The sequence below is a fragment of the Rhodanobacter spathiphylli B39 genome, assembly GCF_000264295.1.
In the GTDB taxonomy this organism is placed as follows: domain Bacteria; phylum Pseudomonadota; class Gammaproteobacteria; order Xanthomonadales; family Rhodanobacteraceae; genus Rhodanobacter; species Rhodanobacter spathiphylli.
Map to the genome: position 1 here is coordinate 1 of NZ_AJXT01000041.1, position 18,339 is coordinate 18,339.

Below are 18,339 nucleotides of genomic sequence, written 5' to 3' on the forward strand. Positions count from 1 at the left end.
GGAAGTGGTTTTCTTCACAAGCGCCCAAGCCGCATCGCGCGCCGGTGTCGTTAAACTGCGGGGTGATCCGAAGGAGACCCGCATGACCGAACGCCCGGTTCCCGCCGACATCGTTGCCCGCAGCGCCGCGCTGCGGGCGCAGATCGAGCAGGCCAACTACCGCTACCACGTGCTCGACGACGCGGACATCACCGACGCCGAGTACGACCGCCGGATGCGCGAGCTGGAAGCGCTGGAGGCGGAATGGCCCGAGCTGGCCACCACCGATTCACCGACCCGCAAGGTGGGCGCGCGGGCCAGCGGCGGCTTTGCCGAAGTGCGGCATGCCTTGCCGATGCTTTCGCTGGGCAATGCGTTCGAGCAGGAAGGCGAGAACGAGCGTGAGCGTTTCCGCGAGATTGCCGACTTCGAACGACGGATCGAGCACACGCTCGAGCGCAGGACACCGGTGTTCTCGGTGGAGCCCAAACTCGACGGCCTGGCGATCAGCCTGCGCTACGAGGACGGCGTGTTCGTGCAGGGCGCCACCCGCGGCGACGGCGAGACCGGCGAGGATGTCACCGCGAACCTGCGCACCGTGCGGGCGATCCCGCTGAAGCTGCGCGGTTCCGGCTGGCCTGCCGTGCTGGAAGTGCGCGGCGAAGTGGTCATGCTGCGCAAGGATTTCGAGGCGTTCAACGACTACGCCCGCAAGCACGACGAAAAGCCGCTGGCCAATCCGCGCAACGGCGCGGCCGGTTCGCTGCGCCAGCTCGATCCGGCGATCACCGCGAAGCGGCGCCTCAGTTTCTTCGCCTACGCGATCGGCGTGGTCGAGGGCGGCGAACTGCCGCCGACCCATTCGGCCACCCTGCAACAACTGCGCGAGTGGGGCTTTCCGGTCTCGCCGGAAGTGGATGTGGCGCGCGGCTTCGATGGCCTGATCGCCTATTTCCGCCGCATCGGCGCGAAGCGCGACAGCCTGCCTTACGACATCGACGGCGTGGTCTACAAGCTGGACGACTACGCCGGCCAGCGCGAGATGGGCTTCGTCTCGCGCGCGCCGCGGTGGGCCATCGCGCACAAGTTTCCGGCGCAGGAACAGACCACCCGCCTGCTCGACATCGAGATCCAGATCGGCCGCACCGGCGCCGCCACCCCGCGCGCGCGGATGGAGCCGGTGCAGGTCGGCGGCGTCACCGTGACCTACGCCACCTTGCACAACGCCGACCAGGTGGCGCGCCTGGATGCCCGCGTGGGCGACACCGTGATCGTGCGCCGCGCCGGCGACGTGATTCCCGAAGTGGTGCGCGTGGTGGAAGACCTGCGGCCGCAAGGCACGCAGCCGTGGACCATGCCCACGCGGTGCCCGATCTGCGATTCCGCGCTGATCCGCGAGGAGGGCGCGGCGGCCTGGCGCTGTTCCGGCGGACTGATCTGCGCCGCGCAACGCAAGGAGGCGCTGATCCATTTCGCCTCGCGTCGCGCGATGGACATCGAGGGCCTGGGCGAGCGCTTTGCCGAGGCGCTGGTGGAACTCGACCTGGTGCACACGCCGGCCGACCTGTACGGCATGGACGTGGACGCCTTCGTCGACATGAAGCGGCGCATCGACGAGCGCAAGCCTGCCCCAGCGGAAGCTGGGGGCACCACGCCGGAAACGGTGAAGGCCGGCAAGGTGGCGACGAAGTGGGCGGAGAACCTGGTCGCCGGCATCGCGGCCAGCAAGCACACCACGCTGGCCCGCTTCCTCTACGCGCTGGGCATCATGCACATCGGCGAAAGCACGGCGAAGACCCTGGCCGCGTGGCTGGGTCGACTCGAATTCGTGCGCAGCACGCCGGCACCGCTGCTGCGCGTGCTGCCGGACATCGGCGAAGAAGTGGCCGCATCGATCGCCGGTTTCTTCGCCCAGGACGGCAACCAGCAGGTGGTCGACCAGCTGCTGGCTGCCGGCATCAGCTTCAGCGACGAGGCCGCGCCATCGCCGCTGCTGCGCGAGCGGCTGAATCTTGGCGTGCTGCTCGACATGGCGAAGATCAGCAAGCTCGGCCCCAAGAGCAGCAAGCTGCTCGCCGAACACTTTCCCACCTTGCAGAAACTGCAGGCGGGCGGGGCGGCGCACTGGATCACCGCCGGCGTGCCGCAGATGGCGGCGAGCGGGCTGGAAGCCTTCCTGGCCGATCCGGCGGCCCATGCCGAACTGCAGGGCGCCGAGGCGGCGATGCAGCGCCTGCTGGAGGCGATGCCCGCCGCCGCCGAAGTGACCCAGGCGCCGCTGGCCGGGCAGACCTTCGTGCTCACCGGCAGCCTGGCGTCGCTCAGTCGCGATCAGGCCAGGGATCGGCTCGAAGCGCTCGGTGCCAAGGTGTCCGGTTCGGTGTCGAAGAAGACCAGCGTGGTCGTCGCCGGCGAGGAAGCGGGCTCCAAGCTCGACAAGGCGAAGGAGCTGGGCGTGCCGGTGTGGGACGAGGCGCAGTTGCTTGCCTTGCTCGACGAGCGCGAGCGCGCCCGATGACGATGTCCCCACGCGCCGCGCTGGAACTGCGCGCACGGCTCTACGCGCTGCTGCGCGCGTTCTTCGCCGAGCGCGGTGTGCTGGAAGTGGAAACCCCGATCCTTTCCGCGGCGGGCAATACCGACGCCAACATCGAGAGCTTCAGCAGCACTTTCAGCGGCCACGTCGATGCGGGCGCGCGCGAGCGCTGGTTGCGCACGTCGCCGGAATATCCCTTGAAGCGCTTGCTGGCCGCGGGCATCGGCGACTGCTACGAGCTGGGCCGGGTGTTCCGCAATGGCGAGGCGGGCGGTCGGCACAATCCCGAGTTCACCATGCTGGAGTGGTATCGGGTCGGCTGGGATCACCGGCGGCTGATGAGCGAGACGATCGCGCTGGTGGAAGCGGCGCTGGCGATGAGCGGTCGGCGTGCCGAGGTGGTGGTGACCAGTTACCGGCAGCTGTTCCTCGACGGCCTGGGCATCGATCCCGTCCACGCGTCGATCGACGAACTGCGCGCGCCGCTGGTGGAATTCGGCATCGGCCCGGAGGGGCTGGGGCATGACGACTGGCTCGACCTGCTGATCACCCACAAGCTGCAGCCGATGTTTCCCCGCGATCGCATCACGGTGATCCACGATTACCCGGCGAGCCAGTGCGCGCTGGCGAAGATCCGCCCGGGCGAGCCGCCGCTGGCCGAGCGCTTCGAGCTCTACCTGGGCCGTTACGAACTGGCCAACGGCTACCACGAGCTGAACGATGCGGCCGAACAGCGCGTGCGTTTCGAGCGCGACAACGTCGTGCGTCGCGGGCGCGGCCAGCGTGAGATCCCGCTGGATGAAAACCTGCTGGGCGTACTGGATGCGATGCCTGACTGCGCCGGCGTGGCGCTGGGCGTGGAGCGCCTGCTGATGTGCCTGGCCGACACGGACGCGATTGCCGACGTGCTGGCGTTTCCGTTTTCCGAGGCCTGAGTCGTCGCGAGCCGGCAACCCCGCCGCGTGGCGGGGTTGCCGGTGTTCGTCGCAGTTCTACGGCTGGCTGAAGCGCATCGCCACGGCGCGCCGTTCGAGCAAGCCGACCGCCGGCTGATCCTGCAGGCGCAGGTCGTGCAGTTCGTACGGTGCGCCGATGCCCTGCAGGCTGTGCGGGTCGTAGTGCAGGGTCAGCTGGCCCTTGCCGGCCGGCAGCCAGTTGGCCGACTGGGCGAACGCCGCCGGCACCATCCGGCCGTCGGCACCGCGTCCGTACAGCACGGCCGAGACGGCGTAGCGGCTGGCCGAGACGGCATCCACGCCGAGGCTGATGTCGAGGCCGCGATCGGTGGCGACCGCGGTGCTGGCTAGGCCGCTGAGCCGGGCATCGGGCTGGGCGGCGGCGAACACCGTGGTGGTGTCGCGACGGATCTCGTGCCCGGCGCTGTCGGTGCCTTGCGTGAAGCTGTGCACCTCCCACAGGCCCGGCGTGGTCGGGATGCTGCGCGGACGGACGTCGACGGTGAAGCTGCCGTCGGCCTGGCGACGGAAGCTGAGCGGCGTGGTGCTGCCGTCGGGTGCGCGCAGCAGGCCGCCCACCGAGCTCAGCGGCAAGGCGCGATCGGCGTCACGCAGGACCACCCGTACCTTGACCGCCTCGCCCAGCAGCAGGTCGTCGCGGTTGCCCTGGGCGGTGACGGCGAACGGGCTCTGCGGCTCGAACACATGCACCAGGTAGCGGCCGCGGGCGGAGGCGACCTGCAAGGTGGCCACGCCGCTGCCCAGCTCGGGCTTCAGCCGCATCACCATCGAGGCGGCCGGAACGTCCATGCCGGCGGCGTGCAGCTGGGCGGTGTCGGCGACCTGGCTGCTGGCCGCCGCAGCGCTCAGCGATTGCCGGCCCAGTTGCAGCCGCACGCTGGCCGGGTCCAGCTTGCCGATCGCCTGGTCGCCCGGACTCAATCGGATGATCGCGCCCGGTGCGGTCAGCGGCAGCTTCAGGCCTTGCTGGAGTTCGGTGGCCGACACGTCGCGCCAGTATTCGCGGCTGCTGCGCGAAAACGCTTGCGGCACCGCCTGCAGCGTCGCGTCCTGCGCCAGCGGCCAGCTCACGCTGACCGGCCGGCGCTCGACATGCATGCGCGTTGCGGCGGCGGATGTAGCGGTCAGACGGGTGCCGGCGCTGCGTGCCTGCAGGCTGGGCGGAACCATGTCATCAGCTTGCGCCGGCAACAGTGCGTGGGTGGCGGCCATGGCCGGCGCGGCGGCGAAGATCACCAGCAATGCGCTTGCGAGTATCCCTTTCTTCATGGTGATCATCCCCTGATGTCGTTGGCGAGTATGGACGGCAGGCCGAAGCAGGCACGCCGGCTCTGGTTGTGGTTCAGCACGGAGCCACCGGTGCGCTGCGTGTCGCGGAACCACACGGTGCCGGCCGCCGACGCGCTGGAACATTCGATGAAGCCGTCCGAGCAGCTGCTCAACCAGTTCTGGGTGATCTCCAGCCCCACGCTCTGGGTGTAGCCACCGCAGTAGGCCTGGCTGCTGAACAGTCCCGACACCACGTCCGTGCCCACCACGTCGCGGAACGGCACCGGCAGGCCCGGACGACCGGAGGTGCCCAGCAGGTATTGCTGGTTGTAGGTGGCCATCCAGCCGGTCTGCTGCTGGCGCACGGCGTCGGTCTTGTAGCCGAGCAGCCAGCCCAGCGCCGACTCGAACACGTTGCCGGCCATCACCGCATTGGCCAGCGGCGTGCCGGCGCTGGAGGGCGCGATCGCATCGACCTTGACGATGCGGCTGATGATCGCGGGGTAACGCGCATCCCAGGTCGGGTTCGACAGGATCCAGCGCATCACGTTGCCGCCGTTGGAGTGGGTGATCACCACCAGTCGATCGATGTGGCGGTTCTGGATGAAGCTGGTCAACTGGGTGGCCAGGCAACCCGCGGCGCGGTCGTCCCACATGTACTGGTTGAAGTCGCAATTGACGACCAGCAGGTTGTTGCGGTCGGTCAGGCCGTTGCGCACGCCTTCGACCATGTCCGATTGCCAGTAGTCGTTGTACGCATCGGTCTGGTTGCCGGTGCCGTGGACCAGGGCCACGCCGGTGGTGGCTGCCTGCGCCGCGGCGCAGTTCAGGGCCAGTGCCAACATCAAGGTTGTACGTCGCACGTTGATCTCTCCCCATCAAGGCGGCGGAATGCCGCGGGCGGAGCCAACCGGGGTGCAGCCACAGGTACGCCAAACCCCCTGTGTTGCAGGCAGGTCGACTACAGGTGATGTCCAGGACATCGTCAGGACGTGTCGCCAGATCCCCCTAGACCGTGCGGCACGGTATGGACTCTAGCAGCGCCATACGTGCGCGTCTTGACGCAAGTGCACAACCGCCGCAGCGCCGGTGTGCGCTAAGGTTGCGCGCTTTACGCTTGGGGATGCCTGCGTGGTCGAGATGCCTGCCGTTGCCGCCTTGCCCGATCGCGACCGCCTCGACCGGCGCGACGTGAAGACCCTGCTGCTGGCCGCCTTGGGCGGTGCGCTGGAGTTCTACGACTTCGTGGTGTTCGTGTTCTTCGCGATCCCGCTGAGCCAGTTGTTCTTCCCCCACGACACGGCGCCATGGCTGGCCCAGTTGCAGGTGTTCGGCATCTTTGCCGCAGGTTATCTGGCGCGGCCGCTGGGCGGCATCGTGATGGCGCATTACGGCGACAAGCTGGGGCGCAAGCGCATGTTCACGCTCAGCGTGTTCCTGATGGCGGTGCCCACGCTGGGCATCGGCCTGCTGCCGACCCATGCGCAGATCGGCATGCTGGCGCCGCTGCTGTTGCTGCTGCTGCGCGTGGTGCAGGGCATCGCGGTGGGCGGCGAAGTGCCGGGAGCCTGGGTGTTCGTGGCCGAGCACGTGCCTGCGCGACGGGTGGGCTTCGCCTGCGCCAGCCTCACCTCGGGCCTGACCGTCGGCATCCTGATCGGCTCGCTGGTGGCGGCGACGATCAACAGCCGACTGGCGCCCGCGGCGGTGCTGGACTGGGGCTGGCGCCTGCCGTTCCTGGTCGGCGGCGTATTCGGCTTCTGCGCGGTGTGGCTGCGCCGCTGGCTCAGCGAGACGCCGGTGTTCCAGGCGATGCATGCGCGCAGGGAACTGGCCAGCGGCCTGCCGCTGCGGCTCGTGTTCGAACGGCACCTGCCGGGCGTGGCGCTATCGATGCTGGTGACATGGATGCTTACCGCGGCGATCCTGGTGATCATCCTGATGACGCCGTCGATCGTGCAGTCGGCTTTTCATGTCGCGCCGGCGCGGGCGTTCCTGGGCAACAACCTGGCTTCGTTCGCGCTGGCGCTGGGCTGCCTCGGATACGGCTGGCTGGCCGATCGGTTCGGTTACGCGCGGACGCTGCTGTTCGGCGCGCTCGGCCTGCTGCTGTGCAGCTATGCGCTCTACTTAGACCTGCAGGCCGGTGCCGGGCATTTCCTCGCGCTCTACGCGTTGACCGGACTGGCGGTTGGCGTGGTGGGTGTCGTTCCCGCGCTGATGGTGGCGGCGTTCTCGCCGGCGGTGCGTTTTTCCGGCCTGTCGTTCTCGTACAACATCGCCTATGCGCTGTTCGGCGGCATCACCCCGCCGCTGATCGGCTGGCTGGTGAAGCAGTTCGGCGTGCTGGCGCCGGCGCATTACGTGGCGTTTGCCGCCGTGATCGGGATGATCGTGGCTGCAGGCAGCCGAGGTGACTCCCGCTAGAACTCGAGTTCCTGTGCCGCACACAGATAGTCGACCAGCGGCACGACGCGCTTGAACGCGGCCACCGTCCACGGCAGCAGTTCGTCGGAACAGGCCAGCTCTTCGCCGAGCGGCATGGTGGCGACGAAATCCTTGCGCTTGAGATCGTCGATCAACTCGTGCGTGGGGTCGTAACCGCGCGGCGGGCGGACCAGCGATTCGCCGCCCAGCTGCAGGTGTTCGCGGAACGCCTTGCTCTGCGTGGCACGTTTCCATGCCGCCGGGTTGTCGACCAGGAATTCGCGGATGTGCTTCAACGCGTCCGGTTCCGGATGCCACAGGCCGCCGCCGGCGAAACAGTCGCCCGGCTCGATGTGCAGGTAGAAGCCCGGCGCCTGGATCTCGTGGCGACGTTCATGGGTGAAGCGCGAGCCCTGCCATGATTTGTACGGCAGCTTGTTGTTCGAGTAGCGGGTGTCGCGATAGATGCGGTAGAGCGAGCCGCCGCTCTTGCGGGGATCGGCGCGGTAGTGGCTGCTGATCTTCGCCAGCGGCGCCTGCAGGTCGGTGATCAGTTGCAGGAACGGCTCGCGCACATGGCGCTCGTAGTCGTCCTTGTGCGCGTGGAACCATTCGCGGTTGTTGTTGTTTCCAAGCGAGCGCAGGAAACGGAATGTGGCGGGGGTGAAATAGCTTCTGGACATGGGGATTCGTCGGGAGGGAACAGGGCGGGCACTGCCCGCCATCGTGCTGCGGTCAAGGTGTGCGTCTCAGGTATCGCCGAGGCTGTCGGCCAGCTGTTCGCCCCAGGCCTGCAACTGGTCGAGCAGACCCAGCCTGTCCTGCGCCTGCGGATCGCCGCGCAGCTTGGCGATGCGGGCGAAGTAGTCGTCCAGGGTCAGTCCGGTCAGCGGCGTGTGCCGGGTCAGTCGGGCCTGGCGGAAGCGCTCCCAGCGGAGGCGCTCGTCGGCATCCAGCGTTTCCGGCCAGTTGCGTGCGCGGTAGCGAAACAGCAGTTCCGGGTAACGCGCGTCGCGAAAAGGAAACGGACGGCTGCCCAGTTCCGCCGGCGGCGTGGCGCGCACCTGGGCGAGCAGGCGCTTGTCCGCATCGGGCAGGAAGCCGCCGCCGTACAGCGCCAGTTCGGGGTCTTCGGGCGGCGGCAGTTCGGCGGCGCGCTGGAACACCCGGCGCAGCTTCTCGGGCAGGCCCGCGGCGGCGTGCAGCATGTCGCGGTGGGCCTGGCAGCGGGGAAGGTCGAGCTGCAGCCGCGCCAGGTCCACGCCCTGCAGCACCGACAATGGCGCCAGCGCCGGCGCGTGGTTCGCGCGCACGGTGCGCAGCGGAATCCGCTCGACGCCCTCGGGCAGGTCGGCGCGCGGGGTGAAGATGCGGTCGGCGATCTCGTCCTCGTCCAGCGCCAGCCATGCGGCCGGATCGGTCGCCAGGTCGTACACGATCACCTCGCCGGCACGGCTGGGATGGGCGGCCAGCGGCGCGACCACGGTGAGGCAGTGACGGCTGGCCGGATAGCGCGAGGACACGTGCACCAGCGGCGTCATGTTCACCACGTCGAGCAGTTCGAACACCTTCTGCTTGCGCCGCAGCGCGTAGTGCCAGTCCCACAGCCGCGGCTGGCGCACCCGGATCAGCCGGGCCAGGTCGATCAGCGCGTAGACGTCGGACAGCGCGTCATGGGCACGTTCCTGGTTCAGTCCGTTGGCGCGCGCCAGGTGCTCCAGTTTGAAGCTGGGCGAACCGTCCTCGCGCGTCGGCCAAACGATGCCCTCGGGGCGCAGCGCCTGGCACATGCGCACCAGGTCGATCAGGTCCCAGCGCGAATTGCCGTTCTCCCACTCGCGGCCGTACGGCTCGTGGAAGTTGCGGTAGAGCATCTGGCGGGTGAACTCGTCGTCGAAACGCAGCGAGTTGTAGCCCACGCCACAGGTGCCTGGCCGGGCCAGTTCCTCATGCACGCGAGCCGCGAAGTCGGCCTCGTTGACGCCGTCCAGTTCGGCCTGTTGCGGCGTGATGCCGGTGATCATGCAGGCGTCCGGGTGCGGCGGCATCTCCCGTGGCGGCTTGCCGTAGAACATCACCGGTTCGCCGATGATTTCCAGTGCCATGCTGGTGCGGATGCCGGCGAACTGCAGCGGCCGGTCCCGGCGCGGGTCGGCGCCGGAGGTTTCGTAGTCATGCCAGAAGAAGGTCTGCATCCGGCGATGATCGCATGGCGCCGGGTCTTGCCGGCATGGCGGGGTCGGCAAGGCTGATAAACTCCCCCGCACAAGGAGAACCCATGAGCCAAGCCCACGAAGAAAACCTGATCTGGATCGATCTGGAGATGACCGGCCTCGACACCGACAACGACTCGATTCTGGAGATCGCCACGGTGGTTACCGACAAGGAACTGAACGTGCTGGCCGACGGGCCGGTGTTCGCGATCCGCCACGAGATCGATCAGCTGGAATCGATGGACAGCTGGAATACCAACCAGCACCACAAGTCCGGCCTGTGGCGGCAGGTGCTGATCTCGGAAACCGACCATGCGATGGCCGAGCAGGCCACCGTGGAATTCCTGCGCGCCTGGGTGCCGCCGGGCAAGTCGCCGATGTGCGGCAACTCGATCTGCCAGGATCGCCGCTTCATGCACCGGCAGATGCCGCGGCTGGAGCGCTACTTCCACTACCGCAATCTGGACGTGTCCACGCTGAAGGAACTGGCGCGGCGCTGGGCGCCGGAAATTGCCAAAGGCGTGGGCAAGGAGTCGGCGCATACGGCGCTGTCCGACATCCGCGATTCCATCGCCGAACTGCGCCATTACCGCCGGTTCATGGGCGCGCTGGGCGGCAAGGTCGAGGCCTGACCGGTGCGCCGGTTGCTGCATCTGACGAGGCCATGAGCATGTCGAACGACTTGTTTGCCATGGTGCTGGATTGTGCCGGACGCCCGCTGCGGCTGGATCGTGCCAGGGTGGTCGGCATCCTCAACGTCACCCCTGATTCGTTCTCCGACGGCGGCCTGCATGACAGCGTGGAGGCTGCCGTGGCGCATGGCGTGCGCATGGCGGAGGAGGGCGCCGACATGCTGGACGTCGGCGGCCAGTCGACCCGGCCGGGCGCGGCCGAGGTTTCGCTGGCAGAGGAACTGCAGCGGGTGGTGCCGGTCGTCGAACAACTGAGGGCACACACCTCGCTGCCGATCGCCGTCGACACTTCGCGGGCCGAGGTGATGCGCGCCGCGGTCGCTGCCGGCGCCGGCATGATCAACGACGTCTATGCGCTGCGCCGCGATGGCGCGATGGACGCGGTCGCCGAACTGGGCGTGCCGGTGTGCCTGATGCACATGCAGGGCGAGCCGCGCAGCATGCAGGACGAGCCGCATTACGACGACGTGGTCGGCGAGGTGCATCGGTTCCTCACCGACCGGCTGTTCGCCTGCGAGCTGGCCGGCATCGATCGCCGCAAGGTGCTCGTCGATCCCGGTTTCGGCTTCGGCAAGACGCTGGAACACAACCTGGCCCTGCTGGCGGCGCTGGAACAGTTCGCCAACCTGGGCAGTGGCGTCTACGCCGGCTTGTCGCGCAAGTCGATGATCGGCACGCTGACCGGTCGCAGCGTGCCCGGCGAGCGCCAGGCGGGCTCCGTGGCGGCGGCACTGATCGCCGTTCAGCGCGGAGCGCGCATGGTTCGCGTACATGACGTGGCGGCGACGGTGGACGCGCTGGCGGTATGGCGGGGCGTGCACGCGGTGGACAACGTGCCCCGGCGCAGTGCGCCGCCGGCGGTGCCGCGCTGGCCCGACGACGATTGAATGACGCGCTGGCCAGCCGGCCGCGTTCCCGCAAGACACCCGAGATCCCCACAACGATGAATCAACGCAAATACTTCGGCACCGATGGCATTCGTGGCCTGGTCGGACAATGGCCGATCAGCGCCGATTTCATGCTGCAGCTGGGCCGTGCCGTCGGCAGCGTGCTGGCGCGTGAACGGAAGGATCGTCCCAGAGTGCTGATCGGCAAGGACACCCGCATCTCGGGCTACATGTTCGAATCGGCGCTGGAAGCCGGACTGGTGGCGGCAGGTGCCGACGTGGGCCTGCTGGGTCCGATGCCCACGCCGGCGGTGGCCTACCTGACCCGCTCGATGCGTGCCCAGGCCGGCATCGTGATCAGCGCCTCGCATAACCCGCACCACGACAACGGCATCAAGTTCTTTTCGGCCCATGGCGAGAAGCTGTCCGACGAAGTCGAGCTGGCGATCGAGCAGGAGGTCGACGCGGCGTTCGTCACGGTGGCCTCCGAACGACTCGGCAAGGCCCGCCGCATCGACGACGCGGTGTCCCGCTACGCCGAATACTGCAAGACCACGGTGGCGGAGGACTTCAGCCTGCACGGGCTGAAGCTGGTGCTCGACTGCGCCCATGGCGCGACCTACCAGGTGGCGCCCAAGGTGTTCGCCGAACTGGGCGCCGAGGTGATCGCCATCGGCGACAAGCCGGACGGCTTCAACATCAATCGTGATGTCGGCTCGACCCATCCGCAGGCCTTGCAGCAGGCGGTGCTGGCTCATGGTGCCGATCTCGGCATCGCCTTCGATGGCGACGGCGACCGGGTACAGCTGGTCGACCGCCACGGTGTACTCGCGGACGGCGACGACATCCTCTACGTGCTGGCGCGCAGCTGGCACGCGCATGGTGCGCTGAACGGCCCGGTGGTCGGCACCCTGATGAGCAACTACGGCCTGCAGCTGGCGCTGGCCAGACTCGACGTGCCGCTGATTCGGGCCAACGTCGGCGACCGCTACGTGATGCAGCAGTTGCGTCAGCACGAGGGTGTGCTCGGCGGCGAGACGTCCGGCCACATCCTGTGCCTGGATCGGGCCACCACCGGTGACGGCATCGTCGCCGCGCTGGCCGTGCTGGAGGCGTTGGCGCGTTCGGGCGAGGATTTCGCCACAGCGCGGCAGGGACTGCAGAAGATGCCCCAGGTGATGCTGAACGTGCGCGCCGTGGGCGCCCGTCGTTCGCTCGCCAGCGACGAGGTGAAACAGGCTCTGGCCGAAGTGGAGCAGGTGCTGCAGGGGCGCGGTCGCGTGGTGCTGCGCGCTTCGGGCACCGAGCCGCTGGTGCGGGTCACCGTGGAAGGCGCCGACGCGGCGGAAGTGCAGGAGCTGGCAGAGAAGCTCGCGGCAACGGTAAAATCCGCAGCCGAACGCTCGTGAACCTGTAGCAGCACCGGGTCGCCATGGATTGGCCCGACGTGCCCCGCCCCCTGCGGTGGCGGATCATCCGACCGCACGCCCAACCTGGTGACTGCAGCCATGAAGAATGTTCCAACCCTCGACATCCGCCGTTACGACACCGAGCGCGATGCCTTCGTCGCCGAGCTCGGCGCGGCCTATCGCGAATTCGGTTTCTGCTGCATCAGCGGCCACGGCATTCCCCGCGAACTGATCGATGGGTCGTATGACGTGTTCCAGCGCTTCTTCGCGCTGCCCACCGAAACCAAGATGAAGTACCACCTCGCCGGCAGCGGCGGTGCGCGCGGCTACACGCCGTTCAAGGTGGAGACGGCCAAGGACAGCCAGTACGCCGATCTCAAGGAGTTCTGGCACGTCGGCCGCGAGATTCCGCGCGACTCGAAATTCGCCGACGTGATGCCGCCCAACGTGTGGCCCAGCGAAGTGCCGGACTTCAGGCAGTACGGCTACGGCCTGTACGAGGCGCTGGACCAGCTGGGCACGCGCGTGTTGCGCGCGCTGGCCCTGCACATCGGCGAAGCGGAAAACTTCTTCGAGGACAAGACCGACGTCGGCAACTCGATCCTGCGGCCGATCCACTATCCGCCGATCACCCAGGACAACATTCCCAACGTGCGCGCCGGTGCGCACGAGGACATCAACTTCATCACCCTGCTGGTCGGCGCCAGCGCCGAGGGTCTGGAAGTGCTGAGTCACGGCGAGTGGCTGCCGATCACCACCGAGGGCGACGCGATCGTGGTGAACATCGGCGACATGCTGCAGCGCCTGAGCAACCACGTGTATCCGTCGACCTCGCACAGGGTGGTCAACCCGCAGAACGAGAATGCGCGCAAGCCGCGTTATTCGGTGCCGTTCTTCCTGCACCCCAATCCGGACGTGGTGCTGGACCCGCTGGACTCCTGCATCACGCCGGACAACCCGCGCCGCTACGACACCTCCATCACCTCGCACGAATACCTGCTGCAGCGACTGCGCGAAATCAAGCTGATCTGATCAGCCTGTTTTCCTGCCGCGCGGGAAAGTGTCACGGGCTCACAGCTTCCTTCCCCCGCCCGCGGGGAAGGTGGCCGCATGCCGGATGGGGCAGCGATCCTCACGCCATCCAGAAGAACACCGCCGTCATCCGCTTGGTCGCCAGCTCCTGTCCCCAGTACGCACTGGCGCTATGGATCAGGTTGGCCTTGTAGACCAGCAGCCGGTTGTAGCGATGATCCACCCGCACGTCCTCGACAAAGGCATTCGGTTGCACGAAGCGATTGCCCAGGGCTTCGGCAAGATTCCGATGCGGCGGCATCACGATGTTCCCGCCCAGCTGGCCACCGGGCATGCGCTGGCGAAAGAAGCTGGTGCCGCAATGTGCAGGCACGTCGGGATTCAGATAGAGCACCGCCGCGTAGCGGCACAGATTCGTCGAATCGGTGTGCGGCTTGACGGCACCCTCGACCGAACCGACCACCTGCACGCAGTTGTGGTTGAGCCGCAGGCCGGCCTCGGTCTGCTCGACCCAGAGTTTCTTCGCGCCGGTCAACTCGCATACCCGCGCGTCGAGCGCGGCCAGTTCGTCGTCCAGCAGGGCGGGAATCGCCCGCATCCCCGGCCATACCTCGCCGGTGTACGGATAGCCCATTTCCCAGTCGGTCTTGGCCAGGCAGCGCGCGCGCACTTCGGCGGCATTCGGCAACACGTCGTCGACCACCCAGTAATCGCGGCCTTCGACGGGCTTGCGGTAGGGCAGCGGTCGCATCTGGGTGGGGAACAGTGACATGGTGGGAAGCCGGTGGCGAGCGTGGGTTCAACAACAAGGTACGGCGCGGAGCGTGCCTGCGTAACGCGCTCTACACCTGGGTATTCCGGTAACGCTTCGACTCCCGCGCCGAGAGCCACATGGCCAGTCGATCCGGCATCAGCTGGACGACCCGCTTGATGGTGCGATTCACCCGACCGGGAATGTACACGGCATCACCGCGCTCGACGGCGGCAATGCCCTGGCGCACCACTTCTCCGGCGGTGAGCCACATGAAGCCGGGCAACTTGTCCATCTTGTCGCGAGTGCCGGTGACGTCATGGAATTCGGACCAGGTGAACCCGGGGCACAAGGCGCTGACGTGCACGCCGGCAGCCTGGTTTTCCAGGCATAGCGATTGCGAGAACTTGATGAGATAGGCCTTGCTGGCTGCGTACAAGGTGTGTCCCGCCGGGCCCGGCACATGTCCGGCCAGGGAGGCGACGTTGATGATGCGGCCGTGGCCGCGTTCGCGCATGCCGGGCAGCACCCGCCAGGCCAGTTCGGTGGGCGCGGTCATCAGCACCTGAAGAAAGTCGGCATGGGTATTCCAATCGTTGGCAACGAAGGTGCCCGGCACGCCGTAGCCGGCATTGTTGATCAGCCAGTCCACCTGCAGGCCGCGTTGCTCCAGCGCTTCGAACAGCCGCTGCGGCGCCGCTGGATCGGCAAGGTCGAATGGCAGCACGGTGATGTCGACGGCGTGGGCTGCGCGCAGCTCGACGGCGAGCGCTTCCATCCGTTCGGCCCGGCGCGCGGTGAGCACCAGGTCGTGCCCCAGGGCCGCGAGCTGGCGGGCGAACTCGGCACCAATGCCGGAAGAAGCGCCGGTGATCAGGCTGAGCGGGCGACGGGTCATCGTGCGTGATTCCTGCGGGTGGATCGTCATTCTTGACTGCGCGGGTCGGGCGGCGCCAGTGGCAGGCTCGTTTGCCGTTCCTCCGACCCCTCGGTAAGCTTGCGGTTTGATCGCAGCAGAAGCAGACCATGCGCAAGAAATTCGTCGCCGGCAACTGGAAGATGCACGGCAGTCGCTCGATGGCCAAGGCTCTCGTGGCAGACATCGCCGCCGACATGCCGGGCGATATCGATGTCGCGGTGTTTCCGCCGTTCCCCTACGTGGCCGAGCTGGCCGCGCAGCAGGCCGACTCCGGCTTGCGGGTGGGTGCGCAGGACGTCAGCGCACACGAGGGGCAGGGCGCGTATACCGGCGAAGTGTCGGCCGCGATGCTGGCCGACATCGGTGCGCGATGGGTACTGGTCGGCCACTCGGAACGCCGTCAGTACCACCATGAAAGCGACGAGCTGGTGGCGCACAAATTTGCCGCTGCCCGGGCCGGCGGCCTGACCCCGATCCTGTGCGTGGGTGAAACGCTGGAGCAGCGTGAAGCAGGCGAGACCGAGGCGGTCATCGAGCGCCAGCTGCAGGCCGTGCTCGCGCTCAATGGCGTGGCCAGTTTCGACACCGCGGTCATCGCCTATGAACCGGTCTGGGCGATCGGCACCGGCCGGACCGCGAGCCCGGAGCAGGCGCAGCAGGTGCACGCCTTCATCCGTAGCCAACTGGAAAAGGAAGATGTTATGATTGCCCGTCTGACCCGGCTGCTTTACGGCGGCAGTGTCAAGGCGGCCAATGCCGCTGAATTGTTCGCGCAGGCGGACGTGGATGGGGGGCTGATCGGCGGTGCCTCCCTGACTGCATCCGACTTCCTTGGAATCTGCGCCGCGGCGCATCAGGCGTCACAGGCCCAATAGAAACCTTATGTTCGTCATTTTCAGCGTGTTCTACATTCTGATCGCAGCGGCGATGATCGTGCTGATCCTGCTGCAGAACGGAGCGGGTGCGGACGCCGGTTCCGGTTTCGGCGGTGGTGCCTCGGCCACGGTTTTCGGTGCGCGCGGTTCGTCCACGTTCCTGACCCGTGCCACGAGCGTGCTCGCAGCCCTGTTTTTCCTGCTCAGCCTGGCGATGGGCGTGTATCTGAATGACAACGGCGCACCCAAGGCCAAGGCACAGGATCTTGGCGTGATGTCATCGTTGTCCGAGAAGCCGGCAGCCACCAACGCTGCCCCGGCCAAGCCCGCCGCGGGCTCGGAAATTCCGGCAGCCGTGCCTGCTTCAACCAACAACGCCGTACCGGCAGCTCAGCCGGCGGCAACCCCCGCTCCGACCCAAAGTCAGGGCGAGGTACCGGCAGCCACCGAGCCGCCGGTAAAGCACTAGGCAACACACCTGCCCAGGTGGCGGAACTGGTAGACGCACTACCTTGAGGTGGTAGCGACGCAAGTCGTAGGGGTTCGAGTCCCCTCTTGGGCACCATTACACTGTTTCAGGACGTCCGATAGAGTCCGAAACACACAACGAAACCCGCTATTTCGCGGGTTTTTTTGTGCCTGAGCGTCCGGTCATGTCGGTCCCCAAGACATCCGGCTCAATGCGATCATGACGCAACCACTTTGACCATGGCGATGGCCAGCCCTGCCAAGGCACCTGCGATCTGCGTCCAGCAAACGCAGCCGAGCCGGAACGTCCACATGCTCAGAGGAGGCTCTCCAGCGGCAACAGCTTGAGCATCTGCACTTCGACCCGGCGGCTGGTGGTGACACCCGGGTCGTGGTCGTAGGTCACCGGCTTGCCATGTTCGGTGGCCTGCCATTGCATGACGCCTTGCGCCGAGCCGTCGACTTTCAGCGACAGGTGGTAGGCGTATTCGGGCAACGTGGCGGTGTCGAAGAACTCGGTCACCGCGGCGGCCAGCGGCGGGCAGTCGACGATGATCCCCATTTCGGTATTGAGCAGTTTCGAGCGCGCGTCCATGTTCATCGAGCCGATGAACACCTTCTGTCGATCCACCACGATGGCCTTGGCGTGCAGGCTGACGCCGGACGAGGTGCCACCGGAGGTCGCCGGCTGCGGTGCGCCCGCGGCCGGTTGCAGTTCGAACAGTTGCACGCCGCTTTCCAGCAGCGGGCGGCGATAGCGCGAGTAGCCCGAATACACGATCGGCTCGTCGTTGGAGGCGAGCGAATTGGTCAGCACCTTGACCTTCACGCCGCGCCTGGCCAGCGCTTCCAGGTACGCCGTGCCGCGTTCGCCGGGAATGAAGTAGGGCGAGATCAGCAGCAGTTCGTGCTGCGCGGCATCGGTCATCGCCTCGATGTCCGGACCGATGCGCAATTGCGGCTGGTCGGGACCGGCCTCGATCTTGGACGGCTGGTCAGCCACCAGCGTGGCCGGGCCCCAGAACCAGTTGCCCGGGCGATCGGCGGATGCGCCGTGGGGCAGGTTGTCCAGCGTCGCCTGTGCATAATCCGATTGCGCGAACGCCCGTGCATCGTGGGCCAGCTCGATACGCAGTTTCGCCAGGTCGTAGTGGTCGGCGTGCTTGCCGTGGAACGCCTTGACCGGATAGGCCGCGTCGCAGTTCCAGTATTCGTCGAAGGCGTGCGAGGCCTGGTTCACCACCGGGCCGATCGCGACCAGGTCGAGGTCACGGAAGTTGGTATCTTCGCCAGCGTCGAAGTACGCGTCACCGATATTGCGCCCGCCCACGATCGCCACGTTGCCGTCGGCAATGAACGACTTGTTGTGCATGCGGCGGTTGAGCCGGTGCGTGTCGAGCAGGAACTGGGTGGCCTTGGACAGCAGCGACGGGCTCTTCGTCGCAAACGGATTGAACAGGCGCACTTCGATGTTCGGATGGGTGTCCAGTGCATCGAACAGGTCGATCGCCTGGCTGGCGTTGATGTCGTCCACCAGCAGGCGCACGCGCACGCCGCGATCGGCCGCGGCCAGCAGTCGCTGCGCCATCAGTCGTCCGGTCGCGTCGTTGTCGAAGATGTAGTACTGCAGGTCGAGCGAGCGCTGCGCATGGTCGGCCAGCGCCACCCGGCTCATCAGCGCATTGGTGCTGCGCATCAGCAGGCGGAAGCCGGACTGGTCCCGGTGCCGATCGGCTTCGCCGTGCACGTAGCGCGCAGCGGGCGTGCCCATGGCCGGCGGCAAGGCCGTCGACACCGGCTTGACCACCGGCGCCGGTGGCGAGCAGGCCGCCAGCGCCAGGCCGAGCATCGTCGATCCGACCACCTTGATGAGATGCCGCATGTCCACCTGCCTTTCCGCCGCGG

At 67.3% G+C, this 18,339-nt stretch carries 16 protein-coding genes and 1 tRNA gene; 10 read left to right on the plus strand and 7 right to left on the minus strand.

The features are described from left to right. The first annotated feature begins 82 nt into the window (after positions 1–82). Together ligA and epmA are read left to right on the plus strand one after the other, a co-directional pair. Positions 83–2,497, plus strand: a complete 2,415-nt coding sequence (gene ligA, locus UU7_RS12425) for an NAD-dependent DNA ligase LigA (protein ID WP_007808805.1) — start codon at positions 83–85, stop codon at positions 2,495–2,497. Next, on the plus strand, positions 2,494–3,450 hold the full coding sequence (gene epmA / locus UU7_RS12430) for an EF-P lysine aminoacylase EpmA (RefSeq protein ID WP_007808808.1): 957 nt from the start codon (positions 2,494–2,496) through the stop codon (positions 3,448–3,450). The genes ligA and epmA overlap by 4 nt, the downstream gene beginning before the upstream one ends. 57 nt (positions 3,451–3,507) lie before the next feature. Here epmA and UU7_RS12435 read toward each other — a convergent pair whose 3' ends face one another. Then, entirely contained in the window at positions 3,508–4,761 is a 1,254-nt protein-coding gene (locus UU7_RS12435) for a DUF4785 domain-containing protein (protein ID WP_238530946.1), read from the minus strand. Positions 4,762–4,766: 5 nt separating this feature from the next. Then, a complete protein-coding gene (locus UU7_RS12440) occupies positions 4,767–5,606 on the minus strand; it encodes a hypothetical protein (RefSeq protein WP_007808812.1) in 840 nt (279 codons plus the stop codon). Between the two features lie 295 nt (positions 5,607–5,901). Between UU7_RS12440 and UU7_RS12445 the strand changes: the two genes are divergently transcribed. Then, positions 5,902–7,188 (plus strand): MFS transporter, encoded by a 1,287-nt coding sequence (locus tag UU7_RS12445; protein ID WP_007808814.1) that lies wholly within the window; start codon positions 5,902–5,904, stop codon positions 7,186–7,188. Here the strand turns inward: UU7_RS12445 and UU7_RS12450 are convergent. Together UU7_RS12450 and sbcB are read right to left on the minus strand one after the other, a co-directional pair. Next, complete coding sequence (locus tag UU7_RS12450; RefSeq protein ID WP_007808817.1) at positions 7,185–7,871, minus strand: DUF2461 domain-containing protein; 687 nt, start codon at positions 7,869–7,871, stop codon at positions 7,185–7,187. The genes UU7_RS12445 and UU7_RS12450 overlap by 4 nt on opposite strands. A 66-nt stretch (positions 7,872–7,937) precedes the next feature. Continuing rightward, positions 7,938–9,383, minus strand: a complete 1,446-nt coding sequence (gene sbcB / locus UU7_RS12455) for an exodeoxyribonuclease I (RefSeq protein WP_007808819.1) — start codon at positions 9,381–9,383, stop codon at positions 7,938–7,940. Between the two features lie 83 nt (positions 9,384–9,466). On the opposite strand from sbcB, the gene orn reads away from it, so the two are divergent. The 4 genes from orn (at position 9,467) to UU7_RS12475 (ending at position 13,421) form a co-directional block, all read left to right on the plus strand. Beyond that, positions 9,467–10,033: an oligoribonuclease gene (gene orn / locus UU7_RS12460; RefSeq protein WP_007808821.1), complete on the plus strand. Its 567-nt coding sequence runs from the start codon at positions 9,467–9,469 to the stop codon at positions 10,031–10,033. A 32-nt stretch (positions 10,034–10,065) separates the two neighbouring features. After that, positions 10,066–10,980, plus strand: a complete 915-nt coding sequence (gene folP / locus UU7_RS12465) for a dihydropteroate synthase (protein WP_007808824.1) — start codon at positions 10,066–10,068, stop codon at positions 10,978–10,980. Between the two features lie 56 nt (positions 10,981–11,036). Beyond that, positions 11,037–12,389: a phosphoglucosamine mutase gene (gene glmM / locus UU7_RS12470; RefSeq protein ID WP_007808825.1), complete on the plus strand. Its 1,353-nt coding sequence runs from the start codon at positions 11,037–11,039 to the stop codon at positions 12,387–12,389. 99 nt (positions 12,390–12,488) lie between these two features. Then, positions 12,489–13,421: an isopenicillin N synthase family dioxygenase gene (locus tag UU7_RS12475; RefSeq protein WP_007808828.1), complete on the plus strand. Its 933-nt coding sequence runs from the start codon at positions 12,489–12,491 to the stop codon at positions 13,419–13,421. 100 nt (positions 13,422–13,521) lie between these two features. Here UU7_RS12475 and UU7_RS12480 read toward each other — a convergent pair whose 3' ends face one another. Both UU7_RS12480 and UU7_RS12485 read right to left on the minus strand, forming a co-directional pair. Then, on the minus strand, positions 13,522–14,193 hold the full coding sequence (locus UU7_RS12480; protein ID WP_007808829.1) for a DUF6445 family protein: 672 nt from the start codon (positions 14,191–14,193) through the stop codon (positions 13,522–13,524). Between the two features lie 70 nt (positions 14,194–14,263). Next, positions 14,264–15,070, minus strand: coding sequence for an SDR family NAD(P)-dependent oxidoreductase (locus UU7_RS12485; protein WP_007808831.1), 807 nt, complete (start codon positions 15,068–15,070; stop codon positions 14,264–14,266). A 128-nt stretch (positions 15,071–15,198) separates the two neighbouring features. Between UU7_RS12485 and tpiA the strand changes: the two genes are divergently transcribed. The 3 genes from tpiA (at position 15,199) to UU7_RS12500 (ending at position 16,531) form a co-directional block, all read left to right on the plus strand. Then, positions 15,199–15,966, plus strand: a complete 768-nt coding sequence (tpiA, locus tag UU7_RS12490) for a triose-phosphate isomerase (RefSeq protein WP_007808832.1) — start codon at positions 15,199–15,201, stop codon at positions 15,964–15,966. A 7-nt stretch (positions 15,967–15,973) separates the two neighbouring features. Next, on the plus strand, positions 15,974–16,435 hold the full coding sequence (gene secG / locus UU7_RS12495; RefSeq protein ID WP_007808833.1) for a preprotein translocase subunit SecG: 462 nt from the start codon (positions 15,974–15,976) through the stop codon (positions 16,433–16,435). A gap of 11 nt (positions 16,436–16,446) precedes the next feature. Next, positions 16,447–16,531, plus strand: a tRNA-Leu gene (locus UU7_RS12500). 219 nt (positions 16,532–16,750) lie between these two features. On the opposite strand, the gene UU7_RS12505 is transcribed toward UU7_RS12500, so the two are convergent. Continuing rightward, a complete protein-coding gene (locus UU7_RS12505) occupies positions 16,751–18,316 on the minus strand; it encodes a phospholipase D-like domain-containing protein (protein WP_040673409.1) in 1,566 nt (521 codons plus the stop codon). Positions 18,317–18,339 lie beyond the last annotated feature (23 nt).

What these genes read in the sequence shown, in the direction of transcription:
- secG (WP_007808833.1), top strand. Translation starts at nt 15,974, where the DNA reads ATGTTCGTCATTTTCAGCGTGTTCTACATTCTGATCGCAGCGGCGATG.
- UU7_RS12480 (WP_007808829.1), bottom strand. Translation starts at nt 14,193, where the DNA reads ATGTCACTGTTCCCCACCCAGATGCGACCGCTGCCCTACCGCAAGCCC.
- UU7_RS12485 (WP_007808831.1), bottom strand. Translation starts at nt 15,070, where the DNA reads ATGACCCGTCGCCCGCTCAGCCTGATCACCGGCGCTTCTTCCGGCATT.
- sbcB (WP_007808819.1), bottom strand. Translation starts at nt 9,383, where the DNA reads ATGCAGACCTTCTTCTGGCATGACTACGAAACCTCCGGCGCCGACCCG.
- folP (WP_007808824.1), top strand. Translation starts at nt 10,066, where the DNA reads ATGAGCATGTCGAACGACTTGTTTGCCATGGTGCTGGATTGTGCCGGA.
- UU7_RS12435 (WP_238530946.1), bottom strand. Translation starts at nt 4,761, where the DNA reads ATGAAGAAAGGGATACTCGCAAGCGCATTGCTGGTGATCTTCGCCGCC.
- glmM (WP_007808825.1), top strand. Translation starts at nt 11,037, where the DNA reads ATGAATCAACGCAAATACTTCGGCACCGATGGCATTCGTGGCCTGGTC.
- tpiA (WP_007808832.1), top strand. Translation starts at nt 15,199, where the DNA reads ATGCGCAAGAAATTCGTCGCCGGCAACTGGAAGATGCACGGCAGTCGC.
- UU7_RS12445 (WP_007808814.1), top strand. Translation starts at nt 5,902, where the DNA reads ATGCCTGCCGTTGCCGCCTTGCCCGATCGCGACCGCCTCGACCGGCGC.
- epmA (WP_007808808.1), top strand. Translation starts at nt 2,494, where the DNA reads ATGACGATGTCCCCACGCGCCGCGCTGGAACTGCGCGCACGGCTCTAC.
- orn (WP_007808821.1), top strand. Translation starts at nt 9,467, where the DNA reads ATGAGCCAAGCCCACGAAGAAAACCTGATCTGGATCGATCTGGAGATG.
- UU7_RS12450 (WP_007808817.1), bottom strand. Translation starts at nt 7,871, where the DNA reads ATGTCCAGAAGCTATTTCACCCCCGCCACATTCCGTTTCCTGCGCTCG.
- UU7_RS12440 (WP_007808812.1), bottom strand. Translation starts at nt 5,606, where the DNA reads ATGTTGGCACTGGCCCTGAACTGCGCCGCGGCGCAGGCAGCCACCACC.
- ligA (WP_007808805.1), top strand. Translation starts at nt 83, where the DNA reads ATGACCGAACGCCCGGTTCCCGCCGACATCGTTGCCCGCAGCGCCGCG.
- UU7_RS12475 (WP_007808828.1), top strand. Translation starts at nt 12,489, where the DNA reads ATGAAGAATGTTCCAACCCTCGACATCCGCCGTTACGACACCGAGCGC.
- UU7_RS12505 (WP_040673409.1), bottom strand. Translation starts at nt 18,316, where the DNA reads ATGCGGCATCTCATCAAGGTGGTCGGATCGACGATGCTCGGCCTGGCG.